Origin of the sequence: Martelella alba (assembly GCF_005217455.1) — a bacterium.
Taxonomy (GTDB): Bacteria; Pseudomonadota; Gammaproteobacteria; order Enterobacterales; family Enterobacteriaceae; genus Acerihabitans.
Genome location: NZ_SZPQ01000002.1, coordinates 81333 through 99781 on the forward strand (window position 1 = coordinate 81333; position 18449 = coordinate 99781).

Annotated in this window: 18 protein-coding genes; 9 read left to right on the plus strand and 9 right to left on the minus strand. The window is 60.1% G+C overall.

Features of this window, described 5'->3' with window-relative positions; all coding sequences use genetic code 11:
- The first annotated feature begins 63 nt into the window (after positions 1-63).
- Entirely contained in the window at positions 64-771 is a 708-nt protein-coding gene (gene mpaA, locus FCN80_RS02755; protein ID WP_136988362.1) for a murein tripeptide amidase MpaA, read from the plus strand.
- Here mpaA and ycjG read toward each other — a convergent pair.
- Positions 768-1751 (minus strand): L-Ala-D/L-Glu epimerase, encoded by a 984-nt coding sequence (ycjG, locus tag FCN80_RS02760; RefSeq protein ID WP_136988363.1) that lies wholly within the window; start codon positions 1749-1751, stop codon positions 768-770. The genes mpaA and ycjG overlap by 4 nt on opposite strands.
- 147 nt (positions 1752-1898) lie before the next feature.
- Here ycjG and tpx point away from each other — a divergent pair, with 147 nt between their 5' ends.
- On the plus strand, positions 1899-2411 hold the full coding sequence (gene tpx / locus FCN80_RS02765) for a thiol peroxidase (protein WP_136988364.1): 513 nt from the start codon (positions 1899-1901) through the stop codon (positions 2409-2411).
- A 12-nt stretch (positions 2412-2423) separates the two neighbouring features.
- On the opposite strand, the gene tyrR is transcribed toward tpx, so the two are convergent.
- From tyrR to pspA, 6 genes are all read right to left on the minus strand, one after another.
- Positions 2424-3995, minus strand: coding sequence for a transcriptional regulator TyrR (gene tyrR, locus FCN80_RS02770; RefSeq protein ID WP_136988365.1), 1572 nt, complete (start codon positions 3993-3995; stop codon positions 2424-2426).
- A gap of 104 nt (positions 3996-4099) precedes the next feature.
- Positions 4100-5155 carry a TIGR01620 family protein gene (locus FCN80_RS02775; protein WP_136988366.1) on the minus strand — a complete coding sequence of 352 codons (1056 nt, stop codon included), beginning with the start codon at positions 5153-5155 and terminating at the stop codon, positions 4100-4102.
- Positions 5152-6537, minus strand: coding sequence for a YcjX family GTP-binding protein (locus FCN80_RS02780; protein WP_136988367.1), 1386 nt, complete (start codon positions 6535-6537; stop codon positions 5152-5154). The genes FCN80_RS02775 and FCN80_RS02780 overlap by 4 nt, the downstream gene beginning before the upstream one ends.
- 28 nt (positions 6538-6565) lie before the next feature.
- Positions 6566-6934: an envelope stress response membrane protein PspC gene (pspC, locus tag FCN80_RS02785; protein ID WP_136988368.1), complete on the minus strand. Its 369-nt coding sequence runs from the start codon at positions 6932-6934 to the stop codon at positions 6566-6568.
- Between the two features lies 1 nt (position 6935).
- Entirely contained in the window at positions 6936-7166 is a 231-nt protein-coding gene (gene pspB, locus FCN80_RS02790; RefSeq protein ID WP_230492456.1) for an envelope stress response membrane protein PspB, read from the minus strand.
- 115 nt (positions 7167-7281) lie between these two features.
- Positions 7282-7947 (minus strand): phage shock protein PspA, encoded by a 666-nt coding sequence (pspA, locus tag FCN80_RS02795; RefSeq protein ID WP_136988369.1) that lies wholly within the window; start codon positions 7945-7947, stop codon positions 7282-7284.
- Between the two features lie 203 nt (positions 7948-8150).
- Here pspA and pspF point away from each other — a divergent pair, with 203 nt between their 5' ends.
- The 7 genes from pspF (at position 8151) to fabI (ending at position 15814) form a co-directional block, all read left to right on the plus strand.
- Entirely contained in the window at positions 8151-9155 is a 1005-nt protein-coding gene (pspF, locus tag FCN80_RS02800; protein ID WP_136988370.1) for a phage shock protein operon transcriptional activator, read from the plus strand.
- 350 nt (positions 9156-9505) lie between these two features.
- Complete coding sequence (gene sapA / locus FCN80_RS02805) at positions 9506-11161, plus strand: ABC transporter substrate-binding protein SapA (protein WP_136988371.1); 1656 nt, start codon at positions 9506-9508, stop codon at positions 11159-11161.
- Positions 11158-12123 (plus strand): putrescine export ABC transporter permease SapB, encoded by a 966-nt coding sequence (gene sapB / locus FCN80_RS02810; RefSeq protein WP_136988372.1) that lies wholly within the window; start codon positions 11158-11160, stop codon positions 12121-12123. The genes sapA and sapB overlap by 4 nt, the downstream gene beginning before the upstream one ends.
- Positions 12110-13000, plus strand: a complete 891-nt coding sequence (gene sapC / locus FCN80_RS02815) for a putrescine export ABC transporter permease SapC (RefSeq protein WP_136988373.1) — start codon at positions 12110-12112, stop codon at positions 12998-13000. Before sapB ends, sapC begins: the two co-directional genes overlap by 14 nt.
- Positions 13000-13989 carry a putrescine export ABC transporter ATP-binding protein SapD gene (gene sapD, locus FCN80_RS02820; protein ID WP_136988374.1) on the plus strand — a complete coding sequence of 330 codons (990 nt, stop codon included), beginning with the start codon at positions 13000-13002 and terminating at the stop codon, positions 13987-13989. Before sapC ends, sapD begins: the two co-directional genes overlap by 1 nt.
- Before the next feature lie 2 nt (positions 13990-13991).
- Positions 13992-14804 (plus strand): putrescine export ABC transporter ATP-binding protein SapF, encoded by an 813-nt coding sequence (sapF, locus tag FCN80_RS02825; protein ID WP_136988375.1) that lies wholly within the window; start codon positions 13992-13994, stop codon positions 14802-14804.
- Positions 14805-15025: 221 nt separating this feature from the next.
- Positions 15026-15814, plus strand: coding sequence for an enoyl-ACP reductase FabI (gene fabI, locus FCN80_RS02830; RefSeq protein WP_136988376.1), 789 nt, complete (start codon positions 15026-15028; stop codon positions 15812-15814).
- Here the strand turns inward: fabI and FCN80_RS02835 are convergent.
- Positions 15811-16755, minus strand: coding sequence for a LysR family transcriptional regulator (locus FCN80_RS02835; protein WP_136988377.1), 945 nt, complete (start codon positions 16753-16755; stop codon positions 15811-15813). The genes fabI and FCN80_RS02835 overlap by 4 nt on opposite strands.
- 87 nt (positions 16756-16842) lie before the next feature.
- On the minus strand, positions 16843-18441 hold the full coding sequence (locus FCN80_RS02840; RefSeq protein WP_136988378.1) for a PTS transporter subunit EIIC: 1599 nt from the start codon (positions 18439-18441) through the stop codon (positions 16843-16845).
- Between the last annotated feature and the right edge of the window lie 8 nt (positions 18442-18449).

Sequence of the window (18449 nt, forward strand, 5' to 3'; positions counted from 1 at the left end):
CCCTACGGCAGAAACGCCCCGTAAATGTCACCTTGCGGCACCACGGCGACCAAGCGAGTCTTTATGGCCTTTCTCAAGCCGCGCGCCGAGCGCGGCAAACTGCCTTTTGCGGGCACAGCCTACGGACAATCTGTCCTGGGGGCGCCATTACTGTTTTTCCCCGCGGCATACGCCTCCCGCGACAGCGGATTGATTATCGCCGGCACCCACGGCGACGAAACCGCAAGCGTTGTGGCGTTGTCCTGCGCTTTGCGCGCGCTCGGCGCCGAGCCGAGCCGCCATCATCTCATCCTGGCGGTCAATCCGGACGGCTGCCAGTTGGGATTACGGGCCAACGCCAACGGCGTCGACCTGAACCGCAACTTCCCGGCCAACAACTGGCGGCCGGGGGATACGCATTACCGCTGGAGCGGTGAAAGCGAGGCGCGGGACGTGGCGCTATCCGCCGGCGCCGGTCCGGGTTCCGAGCCGGAGACCCGCGCCTTGTGCCGATTGATACATCATCTGGCGCCGGCCTGGGCGGTTTCTTTTCACGAGCCGCTGGCTTGCGTCGAACAGCGGGAAAGATCGCCGCTCGCCCAGTGGCTGGCGCAACGGCTGGCGCTGCCCCTGGTGGATGACGTCGGCTACGCCACGCCGGGCTCCTTCGGCAGTTGGTGCGCCGATAACGCCTTACCGTGCATTACCGTCGAGCTGCCCGCGATCTCGCCGGACAGCGCCACCCAAACGCATCTGTCCGCTCTGGCGGCGCTATTGACCTACCTGCCTTAACCTGTTTGGTCCGAAGATAAGTCGATGGCGCCGCAACCGAAATTTAATCGCGGTTCGGCATCCGACTTCAGCCAGGTCGGCCCGTCGAGGTCAACGAAACGCGCCGCCGGGACAAGGGGCAATGCGGCGCGTATGGCCCGTGAAGTGCAAAGCATGCAGCCGAGCATGATGCCGAAGCCTTGTTCCTGCGCCTGGCGCGCCAGCAACAAAGCTTCCGTCAGGCCGCCGGTTTTGTCCAGTTTGATATTGACCATTTCGTAGCTGTCCTTTAGGGCAGGCAACTGACGCCGGGTGTGGCAGCTTTCGTCGGCGCAAACGGGCAGCGGATGGACGAAGTGTTGCAGAGCGGTATCCTGATCCGCCGGAAGCGGCTGTTCAAGCATCGCGACCCCGAGATCCGCCAGCAACTGGCAGCGGGCGGCCAGCCCCTCCGGATGCCAGGCCTCGTTGGCGTCGACAATCAGGTCGGCGTCAGGCACGGCGGCGCGGATCGCCACCATGCGCTCGGTGATCAACCGGTCATCCAGCTTGATCTTGAGCAGGCGCGCGCCCCGCTGCCAATAACTCGCCGCGGCCTCGGCCATGGCCTCCGGCTCGCCGATACTGAGCGTTTGCGCCATCGCGACCTGTGTCGGCAGCGCAACGCCGGCGTATTCCGCCAGCGTCCGACCGGCGAGACGGCGTTCCAAATCCCATAACGCGCAGTCCAGCGCGTTACGCGCCGCTCCGGGCGGCAACAATTGTTGCAATGCCTGGCGATCGGCCCCCCGCTCCACGGAAGGCGCCGCGGCGGCGAGCTGCGCCAGTACGGATTGTTCGCTCTCGCCATAGCGGGGATAAGGCGTGCATTCTCCCACCCCGAGCATGCCGTCCTGCTCCACCTCCGCCACCACAACTCTGGCCTCGGTGCGGCTGCCGCGTGAAATCACGAACGGGGTATGCAACGGCCAGGCTTCGGCATAAAAACGCGTCACTCTCATTAAAGGGTCCTCGGCGCATGCCGGTCAGAACGAGCCGGCGCATTAAAGCTAATTAAATTAGAAAGTTATTATTGATAAATAATGGCTGTCACCGTTTTTCGGCATCTTTTACACTCCCCTGGAGTCAGACCAAACAAGGACCCCAGCATGTCAAGGACAGTCTATTTTCAGGGTAAGCCGTTCAGGGTAGCGGATACGTTGCCGCGACGCGGGCAAACGGCCAGAGACTTTTCATTGGTCGCCAAGGATTTATCGGATATTACGTTAAACAACCATGCGGGCAAACGCAAGGTGATGAATATCTTCCCCAGCATTGATACCGCCATTTGTGCGGCGACGGTGCGACGATTTGATGAGATGGCCGCATGTCTGGCCGAAACCGTGGTGCTATGCATTTCGGCCGATTTGCCGTTCGCCCAATCCCGCTTTTGCGGCGCGCAGGGCCTTCACCGTGTCGTGACCCTGTCGACTCTGCGCGACGCACATTTCAAAAGCGCTTATGGCGTGGATATCCTCGACGGGCCGCTTAAGGGTTTAACCGCCAGGGCAAGCCTCGTTCTAGACGAACATGACCGGGTGATATACAGCCACATGGCGGATGACATTATCGACGAGCCCCCCTACGAGGACATCTGGACGGCGGCCAGACGCGGCGTCTGACCGGCCGTCGGCTCAACCTTCCTCGTCCTCGCCGGATTTTCGCGCGTTCAGGCCGTATTCACGCAGCTTATTGGCAATGGCGGTGTGGGATACGCCTAACCTTTTAGCCAGCTTGCGCGTGCTGGGATAAGCCTGGTAGAGCCGGGTCAGTACCGATCGCTCGAAGCGCTTACTGATATCGTCAAGGGATCCGTCCAACGACTGCTCGACGACGGCGGCCGTGGAGGAAAGCTCCGGCAGCTCGATGTCGCCCGTATCCAGGACCCGGCCTTCCGACTGCGCCATGGCGCGATAGATGATATTCTTGAGTTGCCGGACGTTGCCGGGCCAAGCGTACTGGACAAGCATGGCCGTCAGCGCCGGCGTCGGCCTGGGTCTGGGCACCCCCTGCTCGTCGCAAAACTGCGCGATAAACAGCGACGCCAGCGGCATGATATCGTCCGGCCGGTCGCGAAGCGGCGGCAGCTCAAGGGTCAGGACGTTGAGGCGGTAATACAAATCCTCGCGAAACTGGCCATGACGGACCAATTCCAGCAAATTCTTCTGGGTCGCGCAGTAAACCCGCACATCCACATGCATCTCTTGATCCTCGCCCACCCGCCGGAATGTGCCGTCATTGAGAAAACGCAGCAGCTTGGCCTGCATTCTGGGCGACATTTCGCCTATCTCGTCAAGCAACACCGAACCGCCCCCCGCCTGTTCGAAAAACCCCTTTTTGCTTTCCAGCGCATTGGGGTAAGCGCCGGCGGCATGGCCGAACAATTCGCTTTCCGCCACATCATCCGGCAGCGCGGCGCAATTAAGCGCCAGAAAGGGCCGTTTACCCCGGGCGCTGCGCAAATGGCAGGCATGGGCCAGCAAATCCTTACCGGTGCCGGTTTCACCCATAATCAGCAACGGCGCGTCGAGCATGGCCAGCTTGCGCGCTTTCTCCACCACCTGGCGCATTTTGGCGCTGGCGGCGATGATATGACCAAATTCCCGATCGTCGTTCGGATTGACCTCCTGTAATTGCCGGCCCATGCGCACGGCGGATTTAAGCATGATCACCCCGCCGGCCGCCGCGGGATTGCCCGCGTCATCCGCCAGTTCAAGGGGCGTGATTTCCAGGAAATAGTCCTGTCCCTGCAACAAAAGGCGCTGGTGGTGGAAAGCCGGCCGCTCCCCTTCCAGCCAACGGGCGGCGTTGAACCCGCTTATCAGCCCGGCGACGGGTTGATGGCTCAGGGTCTCCTCCGTCAGATTGAAGAGGTCGCACGCCGCCTGATTGGCCAGTTCCACCCGCCCTTTGCCATCAATGGACAATACCGGTTCCGGTATGGCGGCCAGCAGCGCTTCCAGGGCGCGATGCCGCCGTTCGCAAGGCATGAACGCCACGGTCCGCACATCGGCTACGCCAGGGATGAGGCGGATGTCGGCCATCAACGCGGGAAAATCCCCCGCTTCGCGAAAAATGAAATTAAGATAAACCCGGCCGGCGGGATCCAGGTCGATACCGCGCAAGTCGCTGTGCCGCGCGGCCAGCAAATCCAGCAACTCCCTCACCAGACCGGGCCGGTCCTGGCATATGACTTCCAAACGCATCTCGCGCCTCTTAACCGATTAAGGCAGACCATAGGCTATCATACGTTGCGACACGGCCGGGATGAAGCTGTCCGTCACAAAAAGTTGACAGATGGAAAGTCTTTTTAACCCTCGCGGCGCGGGGAGGCGTTAGGTTGTTCCAGCAGGGATTTCAATCGTTCGAGCAACTCGCGCCGGTAATCCCCCAGGCGCGGCTTGTCATCATCCAGCCACGGCAGGGGACGGCAAAGCTCCATGGCCTTAACCCCCAGCCGAGCCGTTAACAAACCGGCCCCCATACCCTGAGCGGCCCGGGCCGATAACCGCGCGGCCAAATCCTGCGACATCCAATCCATACCCACCTCCCTCACCCATTCGCCGACCCCGGCGAAAGCGATATTCAGCATCACCAGCCGTAGCAGACGGATACGGCTGAAGTAACCGATTTCAATACCGTATACCGCCGCGATGCGATTGATTAACCGTAAATTACGCCAGGCGATGAAACCCATATCCACCACCGCCAGCGGACTGACGGCGATCAGTAGGGCGGATTCCGCCGCGTACCGGCTGATTTCCCGTCTGGCCCGACGATCGATGAGCGGCTGGACCATTTTTGCGTAGAGAATGACGATTTCCCGGTCGCTATGGGTATCCTGCAAAGCGGCCAGCCAGGGTTTCAGTACCGGGTGCTGTAGCTCGAATCCGGCACGGGCGGCCAGTTGCAGGCAAAAATCCCGCCCACGGCCAAGACCGTGGCTGTGCAACAGTTCGCCGGCGTGATCGCGCTCTTGCGCCCGTTGCCGCAAACGATACAGGCGCCGCCATTCCCCCGCCAGCGAACCGATACCGGCCAACGCCGCCATGGCGCCGGCCGCCAGGCCGCCCAGCGCGAACCATTCCTGCTGCTGCCAGGCCCGGACGAACCACAGCGCGCCCTGCGCCAGTGCGCTGACGAGAAACAGCGCGGCGGCGGCCATCAGCAGACGCCGCCATGGACGCGGCCGGGGGCGCAGCGCCGTATCCAGCCACTGTTCGGGGGGCGCGTCAGGGGCGTCGTCCGGCAGCGGCTGGAAAAGCGCCGCCTGCTCCGCCGCGAAGGACTTCGCCCCGCGCAGCGACGGCTGTTGCGGCTCGCTGTCCGGCGTGAAATCGATACGCGGCCGTATGGGATCGTTCATCGCAATTTATCCCCCAGTAAAAATTCCATCGCGCTATCCATCCGAATATGCGGCACGGCCTCGTCGGGATTCATTTCCCGCGGCCGGAACTGCGCGAAGCGAAAACCCTGCCTGAGCCAAAACGCCGCTTCCGGCAGACGGGAAGGCACTTCCCCGGGATAGCAGGTCAGCGGCTGATGATCTTCAAGGCCAATGCCGGTGAGGGCCGGCACGGCCTGCCCGTCCGCCTGTACCGTGCCCCCCCGGGTGGCCTGTACCGAGGCCAGCCCGAGGCAATCCATGGCGACGCCATCAAAGGCGGCGTTGGCCCAGGCTTGTCGAATGACATTTTGCAGCAGCGCCACCAGATTGGCGTGCTGATCGGCGGTGATATGATCGGCTTTGGTGGCGGCGAAGAGCAATTTATCAATGCGGGGCGCGAACAGCCGCCGATACAGCGTCCGTTTACCATAGTGAAAACTTTCCATCAGTTTTCCCAGGGTATATCGCATGTCGTCAAAGGCCTGCGGGCCGCTATTGAGGGCCTGCAGGCAGTCCACCAGCACAATTTGGCGATCAAAACCGGCAAAGTGGTTTTTATAGAATCCGCCCACCACATGCCGGCAATAATACCGGTATCGCTCGCGCAGCATGCCGATATTGGTGGTTTTCGACGCCTGGGCCAGGTGCGGTATCGGCGTATCGCCTTTTATCGGCCAGGGGAAAAATTGCAGCGCTGGCGCATCGGCCAACTCGCCGGGCAAAATAAAACGCCCCGGCTGAATGAAATACCACCCGTGCTGTTTGCAGCGCAGCAGGTAACGGGTATAGTCGGCGGCGATCCGCGCCAGTTGCCGTTCGTCGGCCGGCGCCAGCGGATCGAGCGCGGCGCAGCCGGACAACCATGGCTCGGCCCAGGCAATGCGATCGCCTTTTAACAGCGCGGACATCTGTTCGGACCAGCCCGCGTAATCCAACGCCAGCATCGGTAAATCCAGCAGCCATTCTCCAGGATAATCGACGATTTCCAGAAACAGCGTGCCGGTTTCCCTGAAATGGCGCCACAAGGCGTCCCGCGGCCGGAAACGCAAGGCCAGTTGCATCTCGCTGACTCCCTGCGTCGGCGATGGCCAGGCCGGGGGGCGTCCGTGCAAAGCGGCCAGCCCCTCGTCATAAGCGAACCGCGATAAGCCGAGATGGCGTTGCGGCACCCGGCGGGCGCCCAGCAAGCGCCCCTCCCGGACCGCCGAGAACAGCGGCAAGCGCGCGCCGTCGCGCGCCATGAGCAATTGATTGACCAGCGAGGTGATAAATGCGGTTTTACCGCTGCGGCTTAATCCGGTAACCGCGAGCCGAAGATGGCGATCCAGCCCGCGATTCACCCATTGGCTAAGAGCATCCATTCCAGGGTCCCATCACAAGAATATGGCGTTATAACTGCCGAAAGCGGTTTCTGAGGCCAAAGGCATCGGAGGTGACGTAGCGCTCAATTTGGCGCAATTGCCGCTCATCTTCCCGCAGTCGCCCCTCCAGCATATCCAGTTGTTGTCCGGCCGTCATCCGCGACGGCGTCGGCGTGTCGCCCGGCGCCGGCTCAAGCCACCAGGCCAGCGCCAGATAAACCAGCACCGTCGGCATAAACAGACCGAAAATCATCGACAGGACGGTAATAATGCGCACCAGCCGCACCGGGACATCCAGATAACACGCCACTCCGGCGCATACCCCCCGGATCATCCCCTCGTCCGGCCGGCGGTACAGTCGCTTGCCGCGGTAAACCCCGTTCGCGCGAGCGTTCATGCTATTGTCTCCAACCGGGATGCTGGGCATCAAGGATATCTTCCAATGCGCGGATTCGTCCTTGCATGCGTTGCGCCTCTTCTGTCAGACGCTCCAGGCGTTTGGCGTCCTCCGCCTGGATAAGCGACCCCTGCCGGCGACGGCTGTTATAGTGCAACCACAGCCACACCGGCGCCACAAACAGCAAAAAAACCGTCAGCGCTATGGCGAGCAAAATAGACAGGGCAAGCATGATCACTCCTTATTATTGATATAGTCGTCATATTTTACGGTGTCGCTTTGATGGATAGACTGGGCAGTAGCCGGGCTCCGGCGAGACAGCGTCCGGTATCGCAGCGGCGGCCCGTTCATTCGATTTTATTCATTTTTTCTTTTAATGCCGCCAACTGCCGGCTGATCTCCTCATCGGCCTTGAGCTCGGCGAATTGCTGATCCAGTGTTTTCTGCTTGCCGAAACCGACGCTTTCGGCTTCCGCCTCCATATGATCGATGCGCCGTTCGAATTGGGCGAACCTGGCCATGGCCTCATCGATTTTACCGCTATCCAGTTGCCGGCGGATATCCCGGGAAGAGGCGGCGGCCTGATGGCGCAACAGCAGGGTTTTCTGCCGGGCGCGGGTTTCCGCCAGCTTGTTTTCCAGCTCGCCGATTTCACGTTTCATCCGCTCAAGGGTTTCATCAATGACCGTGGCATCCTGTTCCAGTGCGGCGGCCAGATTGGCCAGCCGCTGTTTTTCCAGCAAGGCCGCCCGGGCCAGATCTTCCCGTTGTTTAACCAGCGCCAGTTCGGCCTTGGACTGCCATTCCTCCTGTTGCGCGCGCGCCTGCGCCAAACGCCGCTGTAGCTGCTTTTTCTCCGCCATCGCCTGCGCGGAGGTGGTGCGCACTTCGACCAGGGTATCTTCCATTTCCTGGATCATTAGCCGCACCATTTTTTCCGGGTCCTCCGCTTTGTCCAGCAACGCATTGATGTTAGCGTTAACGATATCGGTAAAACGTGAAAAAATACCCATTGCCTGTTTCTCCATGATTATCGGATAACCACCGTGGGCGCCGGTTTCGACGGCCCTTACGGTCTGTTGCCCTTACTCTCTAACAAATACCGTGCCAAAAAACAGAAACTCTTAATCTATTGATTTTCAATACGATTGACAATTGCGCTTTCGCTAAGATCGGCTATAGTGATGAGAAATGCCAATAATAAGCGAATTTCACCATGTCGGATAACCACGATACCCTGCTCGGCCAATCGAATAATTTTTTGGAAATGCTGGAGCAGGTTTCCCGGCTGGCCCGGTTGAATAAACCCGTGCTGGTGATTGGCGAGCGGGGAACCGGCAAGGAGCTCATCGCCCGCCGTTTACACTATCTCTCCCCGCGCTGGCAAGGCGCGTTTATCTCTTTGAATTGCGCGGCCCTCAATGACAATCTGCTGGATTCGGAGCTGTTCGGCCACGAAGCGGGCGCGTTCACCGGCGCGCAAAAACGCCACCAGGGCCGGTTCGAACGGGCGGACGGCGGGACGTTGTTTCTGGACGAACTGGCCACCGCCCCGATGTTGGTTCAGGAAAAATTACTGCGGGTCATCGAATATGGCGAGCTGGAGCGGGTCGGCGGCAGCCGGCCTTTACAGGTGGACGTGCGGCTGGTATGCGCCACCCATGCCGATTTGCCCCGGCTGGCTCAAAGGGGCGAGTTTCGCGCCGACCTGCTCGATCGTCTGGCGTTTGATGTGGTTTCGCTGCCGCCGCTGCGCGAGCGGCAACCGGATATCATGGTGATGGCCGAGCATTTCGCCATGCAGATGTGTCGGGAGATCGGACTGCCGCTGTTTACCGGTTTTTCGGCGGCGGCGCGACGCGCGCTACTGGCCTATGACTGGCCCGGTAATGTCCGGGAGTTGAAGAATGTGGTGGAACGTTCAGTCTATCGCCATGGCAATAACGATCGGCCGCTGGACGACATCGTAATCGATCCGTTTCCGGGTAAGGCGCCGTCGAGCGCCATTGTTGATCAGGATAGCCCGGCCGCGCTGCCGCTCAATCTCAAAGCCTGGCTGGATGACCGGGAGCGGGACTGGATCGCGCGGGCGCTGGGTCAGGCCCGTTATAATCAGCGGCAGGCGGCGGATTTATTGGGGTTGACCTACCATCAGTTACGGGGAATGATGAAAAAACACGCCGTGGGGATTGGCGGCGGCAAGGCGGACGATCAGGAATGAGGAGACGGCGGCGAGGCGCCCCACCCAGCCGAAATGGCGGCGGTGAGACCCAGGATAAAAAAAAGCCAGCACCCGGCTGGCTAAAAGTCATACTGGAAGCAATGTGAGCAATGTCGTACCGATGAAGGAATGATGTCGTTGTCCCCATCGGCGCGACCATGATAATAGTTCTCACTATCATTTGTAAAGCAGTAAATGATAAATATTCTCATTTCCATAGGATTATAAAGGCTATTTTCCCAGCAATCGTCGGTTTTAACGGCTATCCGCGTGGGAAATCCGCGCCATCAATTGGGCAGCAAGGCAGAGTGAGGTAAACTGGATGGATTCTCCGGCAGGTTAACGTGGTTATGGGAAGCAAACAGTTCACTTTTTTGCCGACGCTGCTCTGGGCGGCCATGGTCTTTTTCAATCCCGGCGCTCATGCCGCCGGCGCGGTCGCCCCACCGGCGGATATCCGCCAAAGCGGATTCGTCTATTGCGTCAACGGCCTGCTCAATACCTTCAATCCGCAGATGGCCAGCAGTGGACTGGCGGTGGATACCCTGTCCGCGCAAATCTACGACCGCCTCATCGATGTGGACCCCTATACCTACCGGCTCATCCCTGAGCTGGCGCAGAGTTGGGAGATCCTGGACAACGGCGCCACCTATCGGTTCCATTTGCGTAAAAACGTCGCTTTTCAGCACACCGAGTGGTTTACCCCCACCCGCCCCTTCAACGCCGATGACGTGGTATTCAGCTTTGCCCGCATGTTCGACAAGCACCATACCTACCATGACGTCAACGGCGGCGAATATCCCTATTTCGACAGCCTGCAATTCCCCGATACGGTACAAAGCGTGCGCAAGATCGACAACGATACCGTGGAATTCCGCCTTAAGGCGCCGGACGCATCCTTCCTGTGGCATATCGCCACGCATTACGCGCCGATTCTTTCGGCCGAATACGCCGAGAAACTCAGCGCCGCCGGCCGACAGGAGCAGATCGACCGCCTGCCGGTGGGGACCGGGCCCTTCATGCTCAGCGCCTACCGCGCGGGCCAGTTTATCCGTTTGGTGCGCCATGACGGCTATTGGCGCGGCCGGCCCCGGATGGCGCAGGTGGTGATCGATTTGGGCGCCGGCGGCATCGGTCGGTTATCCAAATTGCTGACCGGCGAATGCGACGTGCTCGCCTATCCGGCCGCCAGCCAGTTATCGGTTTTACGCGACGATCCGAGACTGCGGTTGACTTTGCGTCCGGGGATGAATATCGCCTACCTGGCCTTCAATACCGCCAAACCGCCCCTCGACGATGTGCGGGTGCGGCGGGCCATCGCTTTGTCCATTAATAATCAGCGTCTCATGCAATCCATCTATTACGGCACCGCTGAGACCGCCGCGTCTATTTTGCCCCGCGCCTCCTGGGCTTATGACAATGAAGCCAAGGTCAGCGAATACAATCCCGGCAAGGCGCGCGCCATATTGCATTCCCTTGGCATCGACAAGCTTGCGTTGCGGCTGTGGGTGCCCACCGCGTCGCAATCCTATAATCCCAGTCCGCTGAAGACCGCCGAACTGATTCAGGCCGATTTGGCGCAAGTGGGCATCAAACTGACGATCGTTCCGGTGGAGGGGCGCTTCCAGGAAGCCCGTTTGATGGACGCCAGCCACGATTTGACATTGACCGGCTGGTCCACCGACAGCAACGATCCGGACAGTTTTTTCCGGCCATTGCTCAGTTGCGCCGCCATCCGATCGCAAACCAACTATGCTCACTGGTGTCAGCCGCAATTCGACGACCTGTTGCACAGCGCGCTGCTCGCCCAGCAATTGTCCGGTCGCATGGACGCCTATCGTGCCGCCCAACGCATACTGGAGGCGCAATTGCCCATTTTGCCGCTGGCCTCGTCGCTGCGTCTGCAGGCCTATCGCCACGATATCAAGGGACTGGTGCTCAGTCCTTTCGGCAACGCGTCATTCGCCGGTGTCTACCGGGAAGACGATCAGGAACACAAGCCATGATTATATTTACCCTGCGCCGTCTGCTGCTCTTGGTGATTACGCTGTTTTTCCTGACGTTGGTCGGTTTTAGCCTCAGTTATTTCACGCCGCACGCCCCCCTTGACGGCGCGGCGATAACCGATGCCTACCGGTATTATTTCGTCAGCCTGCTGCATTTGGATTTCGGCGTGTCCAGCATTAACGGCCAACCCATCAGCCAACAGTTGCGCGAAGTCTTTCCGGCCACCCTCGAATTGTGCATTCTGGCCTTTATCCTGGCGCTGCTCATCGGTATTCCGCTGGGGGTCATCGCCGGCGTCGCGCGGGATAAATGGCAGGATGTCGGCATCAGCGTCTTCGCGTTGCTCGGCCTGTCCATGCCGGTCTTCTGGCTGGCCTTGCTGCTGACGCTGTTTTTTTCGTTGCACCTGGGCTGGTTTCCCGTTTCGGGACGCTACGACCTGCTCTACCAGATCAAGCCGGTTACCGGTTTCGCGCTGTTGGACGCCTGGCTGTCCCATTCTCCGTACCGCCATGAAATGATAATCAGCACGCTGCGGCATATGGTGCTGCCCGTCGCCGCCCTGGCGGTGGCGCCCACCACCGAGGTCATCCGGTTGATGCGCGCCAGCACCGCCGAGGTATTCGGGCAAAATTACATCAAGGCCGCGGCGACCCGCGGCCTGACGCTGACCGCCATCATCCGCCGGCATGTCCTGCATAACGCGCTGCCGCCCATCATTCCCAAGCTGGGATTGCAATTTTCCACCATGTTGACGCTGGCGATGATAACCGAGGTGGTGTTCAGCTGGCCCGGTTTGGGGCGCTGGCTGGTCACCGCCATACGCCAGCAGGACTACGCCGCCATTTCCGCCGGCGTCATGGTGGTCGGCGCCCTGGTCGTCGCCCTTAACGTGCTGGCGGACATCATAGGCGCGCTGGCCAATCCGCTACGTCATAAGGAGTGGTATGCTCTCCGATAATCTCTATCGCGAAAAACGCATGCCCAGTCCGCTGCGTTATATCTGGCGCGCATTTTATCACGACGTGCCGTCAATGATCGGTCTTTACGGCTTTGCGCTGTTGCTCTTTCTTTGTCTGTTCGGTTCGCTGGTGGCGCCTTACTCGCTGGATCAGCAATTCCTCGGCTATCAATTGCTGCCCCCTTCCTGGTCACGCTATGGCGACGTTTCCTTTTTCCTTGGCACCGACGATTTGGGCCGCGACGTATTGAGCCGGCTACTGACCGGTACCGCGCCGACTTTCGGCTCGGCCCTGGCGGCGACATTGGCGGCATCGGCGCTGGGCCTGATTTTGGGCGTATTGGCGGGCATTACCCGCGGTCTGCGTTCGGCGGCGCTAAATCATATTCTGGACACGCTGCTTTCCATTCCTTCTTTGCTGCTGGCCATCGTGGTGGTGGCCTTTATCGGCCCGTCGCTGACGCACGCCATGCTGGCGGTCGGGCTGGCTATCCTGCCGCGCACGGTGCGCACCGTCTATAGCGCGGTACATGATGAACTGGACAAAGAGTATGTGCTGGCGGTGCGCATCGACGGCGCGCCCATGTTGCATATCCTGCATTATGCGGTGCTGCCGAATATCGCCAGCGTGCTGGCGGCGGAGTTTACCCGCGCGTTGTCCATGGCCATTTTGGATATCGCCGCCCTCGGTTTCCTCGATCTTGGCGCGCAATTGCCGTCTCCTGAATGGGGCGCCATGATGGGCGATACGCTGGAACTGGTTTACGCCGCGCCCTGGACCGTGATGCTGCCGGGCGGCGCCATTATGTTGAGCGTGCTCATCGTCAACGTGCTGGGCGATGGCGTCCGACGCGCCCTGATCGCCGAGGTGGAATAATGCCGTTAATGGAAATCCGCAACCTGACCATTGAATTTATGACCGCCGAGGGTCCGATCAAAGCGGTCGATCGGGTCAGTTTCACATTGACGGAAGGGGAAGTCCGCGGTTTGGTGGGTGAATCGGGTTCCGGCAAAAGCCTGATAGCCAAAGCCATCTGCGGCGTCACCAAGCACAATTGGCGGGTAACGGCGGACCGGTTCCGGTTCGACGATATCGATCTGCTGCGCCTGACGCCGCGCCAACGGCGACGCCTGGTGGGCCACAATGTTTCCATGATATTCCAGGAACCGCAATCCTGCCTGGATCCGTCGGAAACCATTGGTCGGCAATTGATTCAGGCCATTCCCGGCTGGACCTTTAAAGGGTTGTGGTGGCAACGCTTCGGCTGGCGCAGACGGCGGGCCGTGGAACTGCTGCACCGGGTCGGCATCAAGGACCACAAGAGCATGATGGAGAGTTATCCCTATGAACTCACCGAAGGCGAGTGCCAGAAAGTGATGATCGCCATCGCGCTGGCCAATCAGCCGAGACTGCTTATCGCCGATGAGCCCACCAACGCGATGGAGCCCACCACCCAGGCCCAGATTTTCCGCTTACTGGCCGGTTTGAATCAGAACAACAACACCACGATTCTGCTGATAAGCCACGACATCCAGATGATGAGCAAATGGGCGGATCGGATCAACGTGCTCTATTGCGGCCAGACCGTGGAAAGCGCCGCGTGCGAAGAACTCATCAGCACCCCGCACCATCCCTATACCCAGGCGCTGATCCGGGCGATTCCCGATTTCAATCGCTCCATGCCGCCGAAAAGCCGCCTTAATACCCTGCCCGGCGGCATTCCGTCCCTGGAGCATTTGCCCATAGGCTGCCGCCTCGGTCCGCGCTGTCCCTACGCGCAGAAAACCTGTATTGATGCGCCGCCGCTGGAGCCGGTGAAAAATCATTGGTTTGCCTGCCATTTCCCGCTCAACATGGAGGATTAGCCGTGGAGACCCTGCTTGAGACGCGCAACCTCGCCAAAACCTTTCGCTACCGCACCGGCCTGTTTCGCCGCCACCAGGTGGAGGCCGTCAAGCCGCTGAGCTTCATCCTGCGGGAGGGCCAGACCCTGGCCATCATCGGCGAAAACGGCTCGGGGAAATCCACGCTGGCGAAAATGCTGGCCGGTACGGTGGAGCCCTCCGCCGGCGAAATACTCATCGACGATCATCCGCTGACATTTGGCGATTACCGCTATCGCAGCCAACGTATCCGTATGATTTTCCAGGACTCCGGCAACGCCCTCAATCCGCGCCAGCGCATCGGGCAATTGCTGGATTTGCCGTTGCGGCTAAACACCGACATGACGCCCATGGAGCGCGAGCAAACCATCAACGCCACGTTGCGTCAGGTGGGGTTGCGTTCGGATCATGCTTTTTATTATCCCCATATGCTGGCGTCGGGTCAGAAGCAGCGGGTCGGCCTGGCCCGGGCGCTGATCCTCCGGCCACAGGTGATTGTGGCCGATGAGGCCCTGACCGCGCTGGACATGTCCCTGCGCTCGCAAATCATTAACTTGATGCTGGAACTGCAGGCCAAACAGGGTATCGCCTATATTTATGTTACCCAGCATCTGGGCATGATGAAGCATATCAGCGACCAGATTATGGTGATGCAGGACGGCGAGGTGGTGGAGCGCGGCAGCACCGCCGACGTGCTGGCCGCGCCGCTGCACGATTTGACCAAGCGGCTCATCGCCAGCCATTTCGGCGAAGCGCTGACCGCGGACGCCTGGCGGCGGGACACCGTTTTGCCTTAGCCGGGCAGGGATGATTCACGCTGCATCGCGGCGGCAAGGGACGACAATGCGACCGGGGCGAGCGGGCATTGCCAACAAAGCGGCAACATGAAGTATGGCGAGTCTACAATTCCCCGGGCCATTTATGTTACACTCCGCCGGTTTATAACATCGACCGTCGTCTTGTCGGCGTCCCGACCACGCCGGCGACGCGCGTCATAACGATTACAAGGATTAATGCTATGGGTTTTCTTACCGGTAAGCGCATTCTGGTCACTGGCGTAGCCAGTAATCGCTCCATCGCCTTCGGCGTCGCTCAGGCCATGCATCGCGAAGGGGCCGAACTGGCGTTCACCTACCAGAATGAAAAACTGAAGGCGCGGGTGGAAGGCTTCGCCGCCGAATTGGGTTCCAGCATTGTTCTGCCCTGCGATGTCGCCGAGGACGCCAGCATTGAGGCGTTGTTCGTCGAGTTGGCCAACGTGTGGCCCGCGTATGACGGGTTCGTGCACGCCATCGCCTTCGCGCCGGGAGATCAGCTGGACGGTGATTACGTCGACGCCGTCACCCGTGAAGGATTCGCCATCGCGCACGATATCAGCTCTTACAGTTTTGTCGCCATGGCCAAGGCCAGCCGTCGGATGCTGAACCCGAACGCATCGCTCGTCACCCTCACTTACCTGGGCGCCGAACGCGCCATTCCCAATTACAATGTCATGGGTCTGGCCAAAGCCTCATTGGAAGCCAATACCCGCTATATGGCCAACGCCATGGGTCCGCAAGGCGTGCGCGTCAACGCGATTTCCGCCGGTCCCATCCGTACCCTGGCGGCTTCCGGCATCAAAAATTTCAAAAAAATGCTGGCCCATTGCGAATCCGTCACGCCGATTCGCCGGGTAGTGACCATTGAAGATGTCGGCAATACCGCCGCTTTCCTGTGTTCCGATCTCTCCGCCGGCATCACCGGCGAAGTGATCCATGTGGACGGCGGCTTCAATATCGCCGCCATGAACGAACTGGCTCTGGATTAATCCGCCGCCCCGGCGGCGGGCGCCCATGCGTCGGCCGCCGGGGGCCGATCGGCCAGCCAGGCGGCGGCGAACGCGAAAAAGGTATTGGCCAGCGGCGTTGCCTTGGCCGGATGCGCCGTCACCAGTGCGCTTAAGCGCGGCATGGGCGGCAAGTCCATGGGCGCGAAATGCAATTTTCCCGCCATTTCCGGCAGCAAGTGCCCGTGCGGCATGATGCCGCAGCCCAACCCCGCCATCACGCCCTGCAGTAGCTGAAAAATCGACGCGCTTTCCAGGACGATGCGCGGCCGTAAGCCGGCGGCCCGGAAATGCTCGTCGAGGTAGCGGCGGAAGTAACGGCTCGGCTCCGCCAGACACAACGGCACATCCGCCGCCTGTGCCAACGTCAGCGGGGTTTGCGCGCCAAACGCCGGGAAATGGTCCGGATGAAACACCAGATCAACACCCTGATCGCGCAACGCCGCCACCTGGCAATGCCAGTCCGCCAGCAGGCCCGGCTCGAAAAAACCGATACCGATATCCACGCTGTGATTCAATAAGGCTTCCGTCAGTTGATCGGCGCTCAGATCATCCACCCGGTACTCCAGGTCGGGATACCTTTGCCGGGCGTCGAACAACAACGGCGCCAGCGACATGCCGCATTGCGGGACGATACCGATACGCAGAATGCCCGACAGTCCCTGCTTAAGGGACTCCACCTCCAGTTTCAGGCCCTGGTAGACGGACACGATTTCCCGCGCCCAGGACAACACCCTTTCGCCCTCGGCGGTAAACCCCTGGAAACTGTTGCCCCGATGGATAAGGGCCACGCCCAGTTCCCGCTCGAGATTTTTGATCCGCGCCGAAAGGGTGGGCTGGCTGACGAAGCTTGCCTCGGCCGCTCGGCCAAAGTGGCGCTCGCGCTCCAGGTTGCATAAATAAATAAGTTGTTTGATATCCATTGCGACGACAGGTTATGGGGATTAGCGCCAGTATACCATCGACTGCGCCACGGCATCCCCCCGTACCGTCCTGTATCGCCCTCGCCGTCAAGTGGAAACCCCAAGGGAGGTTTTGACATCCTGGGCGATTTTTTCCACCTGCGGTCCGTAGATTACCTGTATATCGTTGTCATTCACGCGCTTAACGCCGCTGGCGCCGGTTAACATCAGCGTGCGCTCTATCACCTGCCTCATGTCTTTTACCCGCACCCGCAGGCGGGTAAAACAACAATCCACATCGGCGATATTCTGGCTGCCGCCCAGCCCGGCAATAATATTGACGGCCCGCTCGTCGGGCGACAGGGTCTTGCGTTGCGGCGTTTCAGGTTCCTCGGTTTCGCGGCCGGGCGTTTGCACGCCCATGCGAACGATCACCAGCCGGAATACGAAATAATAAACAGGAAAATAAATAAGCCCCAGCAGCACCGCATACCACCAATGGGTCTTGCCGCCGCCCAGTATGCCGAAAATCACCAGATCGATGGCGCCGCCCTGCACATTGCCGATCATCAGCCCCAGCAGATCCATCAGCATAAAGGACAACCCGCACAGCATGGCATGCACCAGATAGAGTACCGGCGAGACAAACACGAAACAAAATTCCAGCGGCTCAGTGATACCGGTGGTGAACGACGCCAGCGCGCCGGCCATCATCAGCGCCTTGACCCGTTTTTTATGTTCCGGCCGGGCGCAATGGTACATGGCCAGCGCCGCCCCCGGCAGGCCGAACATCATCACGGGGATCTTGCCCTGCGCCAGAAAACGGGTGGCATCGCGGATTTGTTGGTCGGACAGCAGGCCGGGATGGGTCAGCGTGGTATTAAAAATGTTCAACGCGCCGACAACAGTTTGATGATCAACGGTCACCATGCCGCCGATAGGCGTAAAACGCACGGTTTCATTGAGGATATGATGCAAACCGGTGGGGATGAGCAGCCGCTCGAAAAAACCCAGCAAAAACGCCCCATATTGCCCACTTTCGCCAATCAATTTCCCCACCCAGGCGATACAGGCGCCGATGGTCGGCCAAATAAGCGAAAGGACGACGCCCACCAGCGGCAAAACCACGATAGTCACAATGGGCACGAAACGCCGTCCGCCAAAAAAGCTCACGGCGGTGGGCAGCACGATGGTGTAAAAGCGGTTATGCAGGGCCACGACGATCAATCCGGCCAGTACCCCGCCCAGTACGCTCATGTTATAAGTAAAAATTCCCAGCATCGGGGTGAATTCCGCAGACAGCATCTGCGCGGCGGTGGGCGACATTCCGCGCTCGGTCAGGGCCTGCACCGTGGTGGTGGCGGCGGTCAGATGCTGCGCCGCCAGACTGGCGCTGACGCCGACATGCATGGCGATAAAACCGATGACCGCGGCGAATGCGGCGGTGGGTTTCTCCGCCTTCGCCAGGCCGATGGCGCTGGCTACCGCGAAAAACAGCGGCAGGTTAGTGAACAGGGCGCCGGCGACCTGCCGGACAAAACCAATGATCAATTGAGGGTATCTCAGGTTGGCAAACGCCTCGCCGGTCACCGCCGGATTTTGCATCGCCGCCGCCAGTCCGAGAAAAATACCCGCGGCGGCGATGACGGAAATCGGCATCATCAATGCCTTACCGAAGCCATGAATAGTTCCGCTCAGGCCTTTCATCCACAGAG

Coding starts and splice junctions, on each gene's coding strand:
- sapB (WP_136988372.1), top strand. CDS start 11,158: ATGATTATATTTACCCTGCGCCGTCTGCTGCTCTTGGTGATTACGCTG.
- ycjG (WP_136988363.1), bottom strand. CDS start 1,751: ATGAGAGTGACGCGTTTTTATGCCGAAGCCTGGCCGTTGCATACCCCG.
- tyrR (WP_136988365.1), bottom strand. CDS start 3,995: ATGCGTTTGGAAGTCATATGCCAGGACCGGCCCGGTCTGGTGAGGGAG.
- pspB (WP_230492456.1), bottom strand. CDS start 7,166: ATGCTTGCCCTGTCTATTTTGCTCGCCATAGCGCTGACGGTTTTTTTG.
- sapC (WP_136988373.1), top strand. CDS start 12,110: ATGCTCTCCGATAATCTCTATCGCGAAAAACGCATGCCCAGTCCGCTG.
- FCN80_RS02780 (WP_136988367.1), bottom strand. CDS start 6,537: ATGGATGCTCTTAGCCAATGGGTGAATCGCGGGCTGGATCGCCATCTT.
- FCN80_RS02835 (WP_136988377.1), bottom strand. CDS start 16,755: ATGGATATCAAACAACTTATTTATTTATGCAACCTGGAGCGCGAGCGC.
- pspF (WP_136988370.1), top strand. CDS start 8,151: ATGTCGGATAACCACGATACCCTGCTCGGCCAATCGAATAATTTTTTG.
- pspA (WP_136988369.1), bottom strand. CDS start 7,947: ATGGGTATTTTTTCACGTTTTACCGATATCGTTAACGCTAACATCAAT.
- fabI (WP_136988376.1), top strand. CDS start 15,026: ATGGGTTTTCTTACCGGTAAGCGCATTCTGGTCACTGGCGTAGCCAGT.
- FCN80_RS02840 (WP_136988378.1), bottom strand. CDS start 18,441: ATGAAAGGCCTGAGCGGAACTATTCATGGCTTCGGTAAGGCATTGATG.
- sapD (WP_136988374.1), top strand. CDS start 13,000: ATGCCGTTAATGGAAATCCGCAACCTGACCATTGAATTTATGACCGCC.
- mpaA (WP_136988362.1), top strand. CDS start 64: ATGGCCTTTCTCAAGCCGCGCGCCGAGCGCGGCAAACTGCCTTTTGCG.
- FCN80_RS02775 (WP_136988366.1), bottom strand. CDS start 5,155: ATGAACGATCCCATACGGCCGCGTATCGATTTCACGCCGGACAGCGAG.
- sapA (WP_136988371.1), top strand. CDS start 9,506: ATGGGAAGCAAACAGTTCACTTTTTTGCCGACGCTGCTCTGGGCGGCC.
- tpx (WP_136988364.1), top strand. CDS start 1,899: ATGTCAAGGACAGTCTATTTTCAGGGTAAGCCGTTCAGGGTAGCGGAT.
- pspC (WP_136988368.1), bottom strand. CDS start 6,934: ATGAACGCTCGCGCGAACGGGGTTTACCGCGGCAAGCGACTGTACCGC.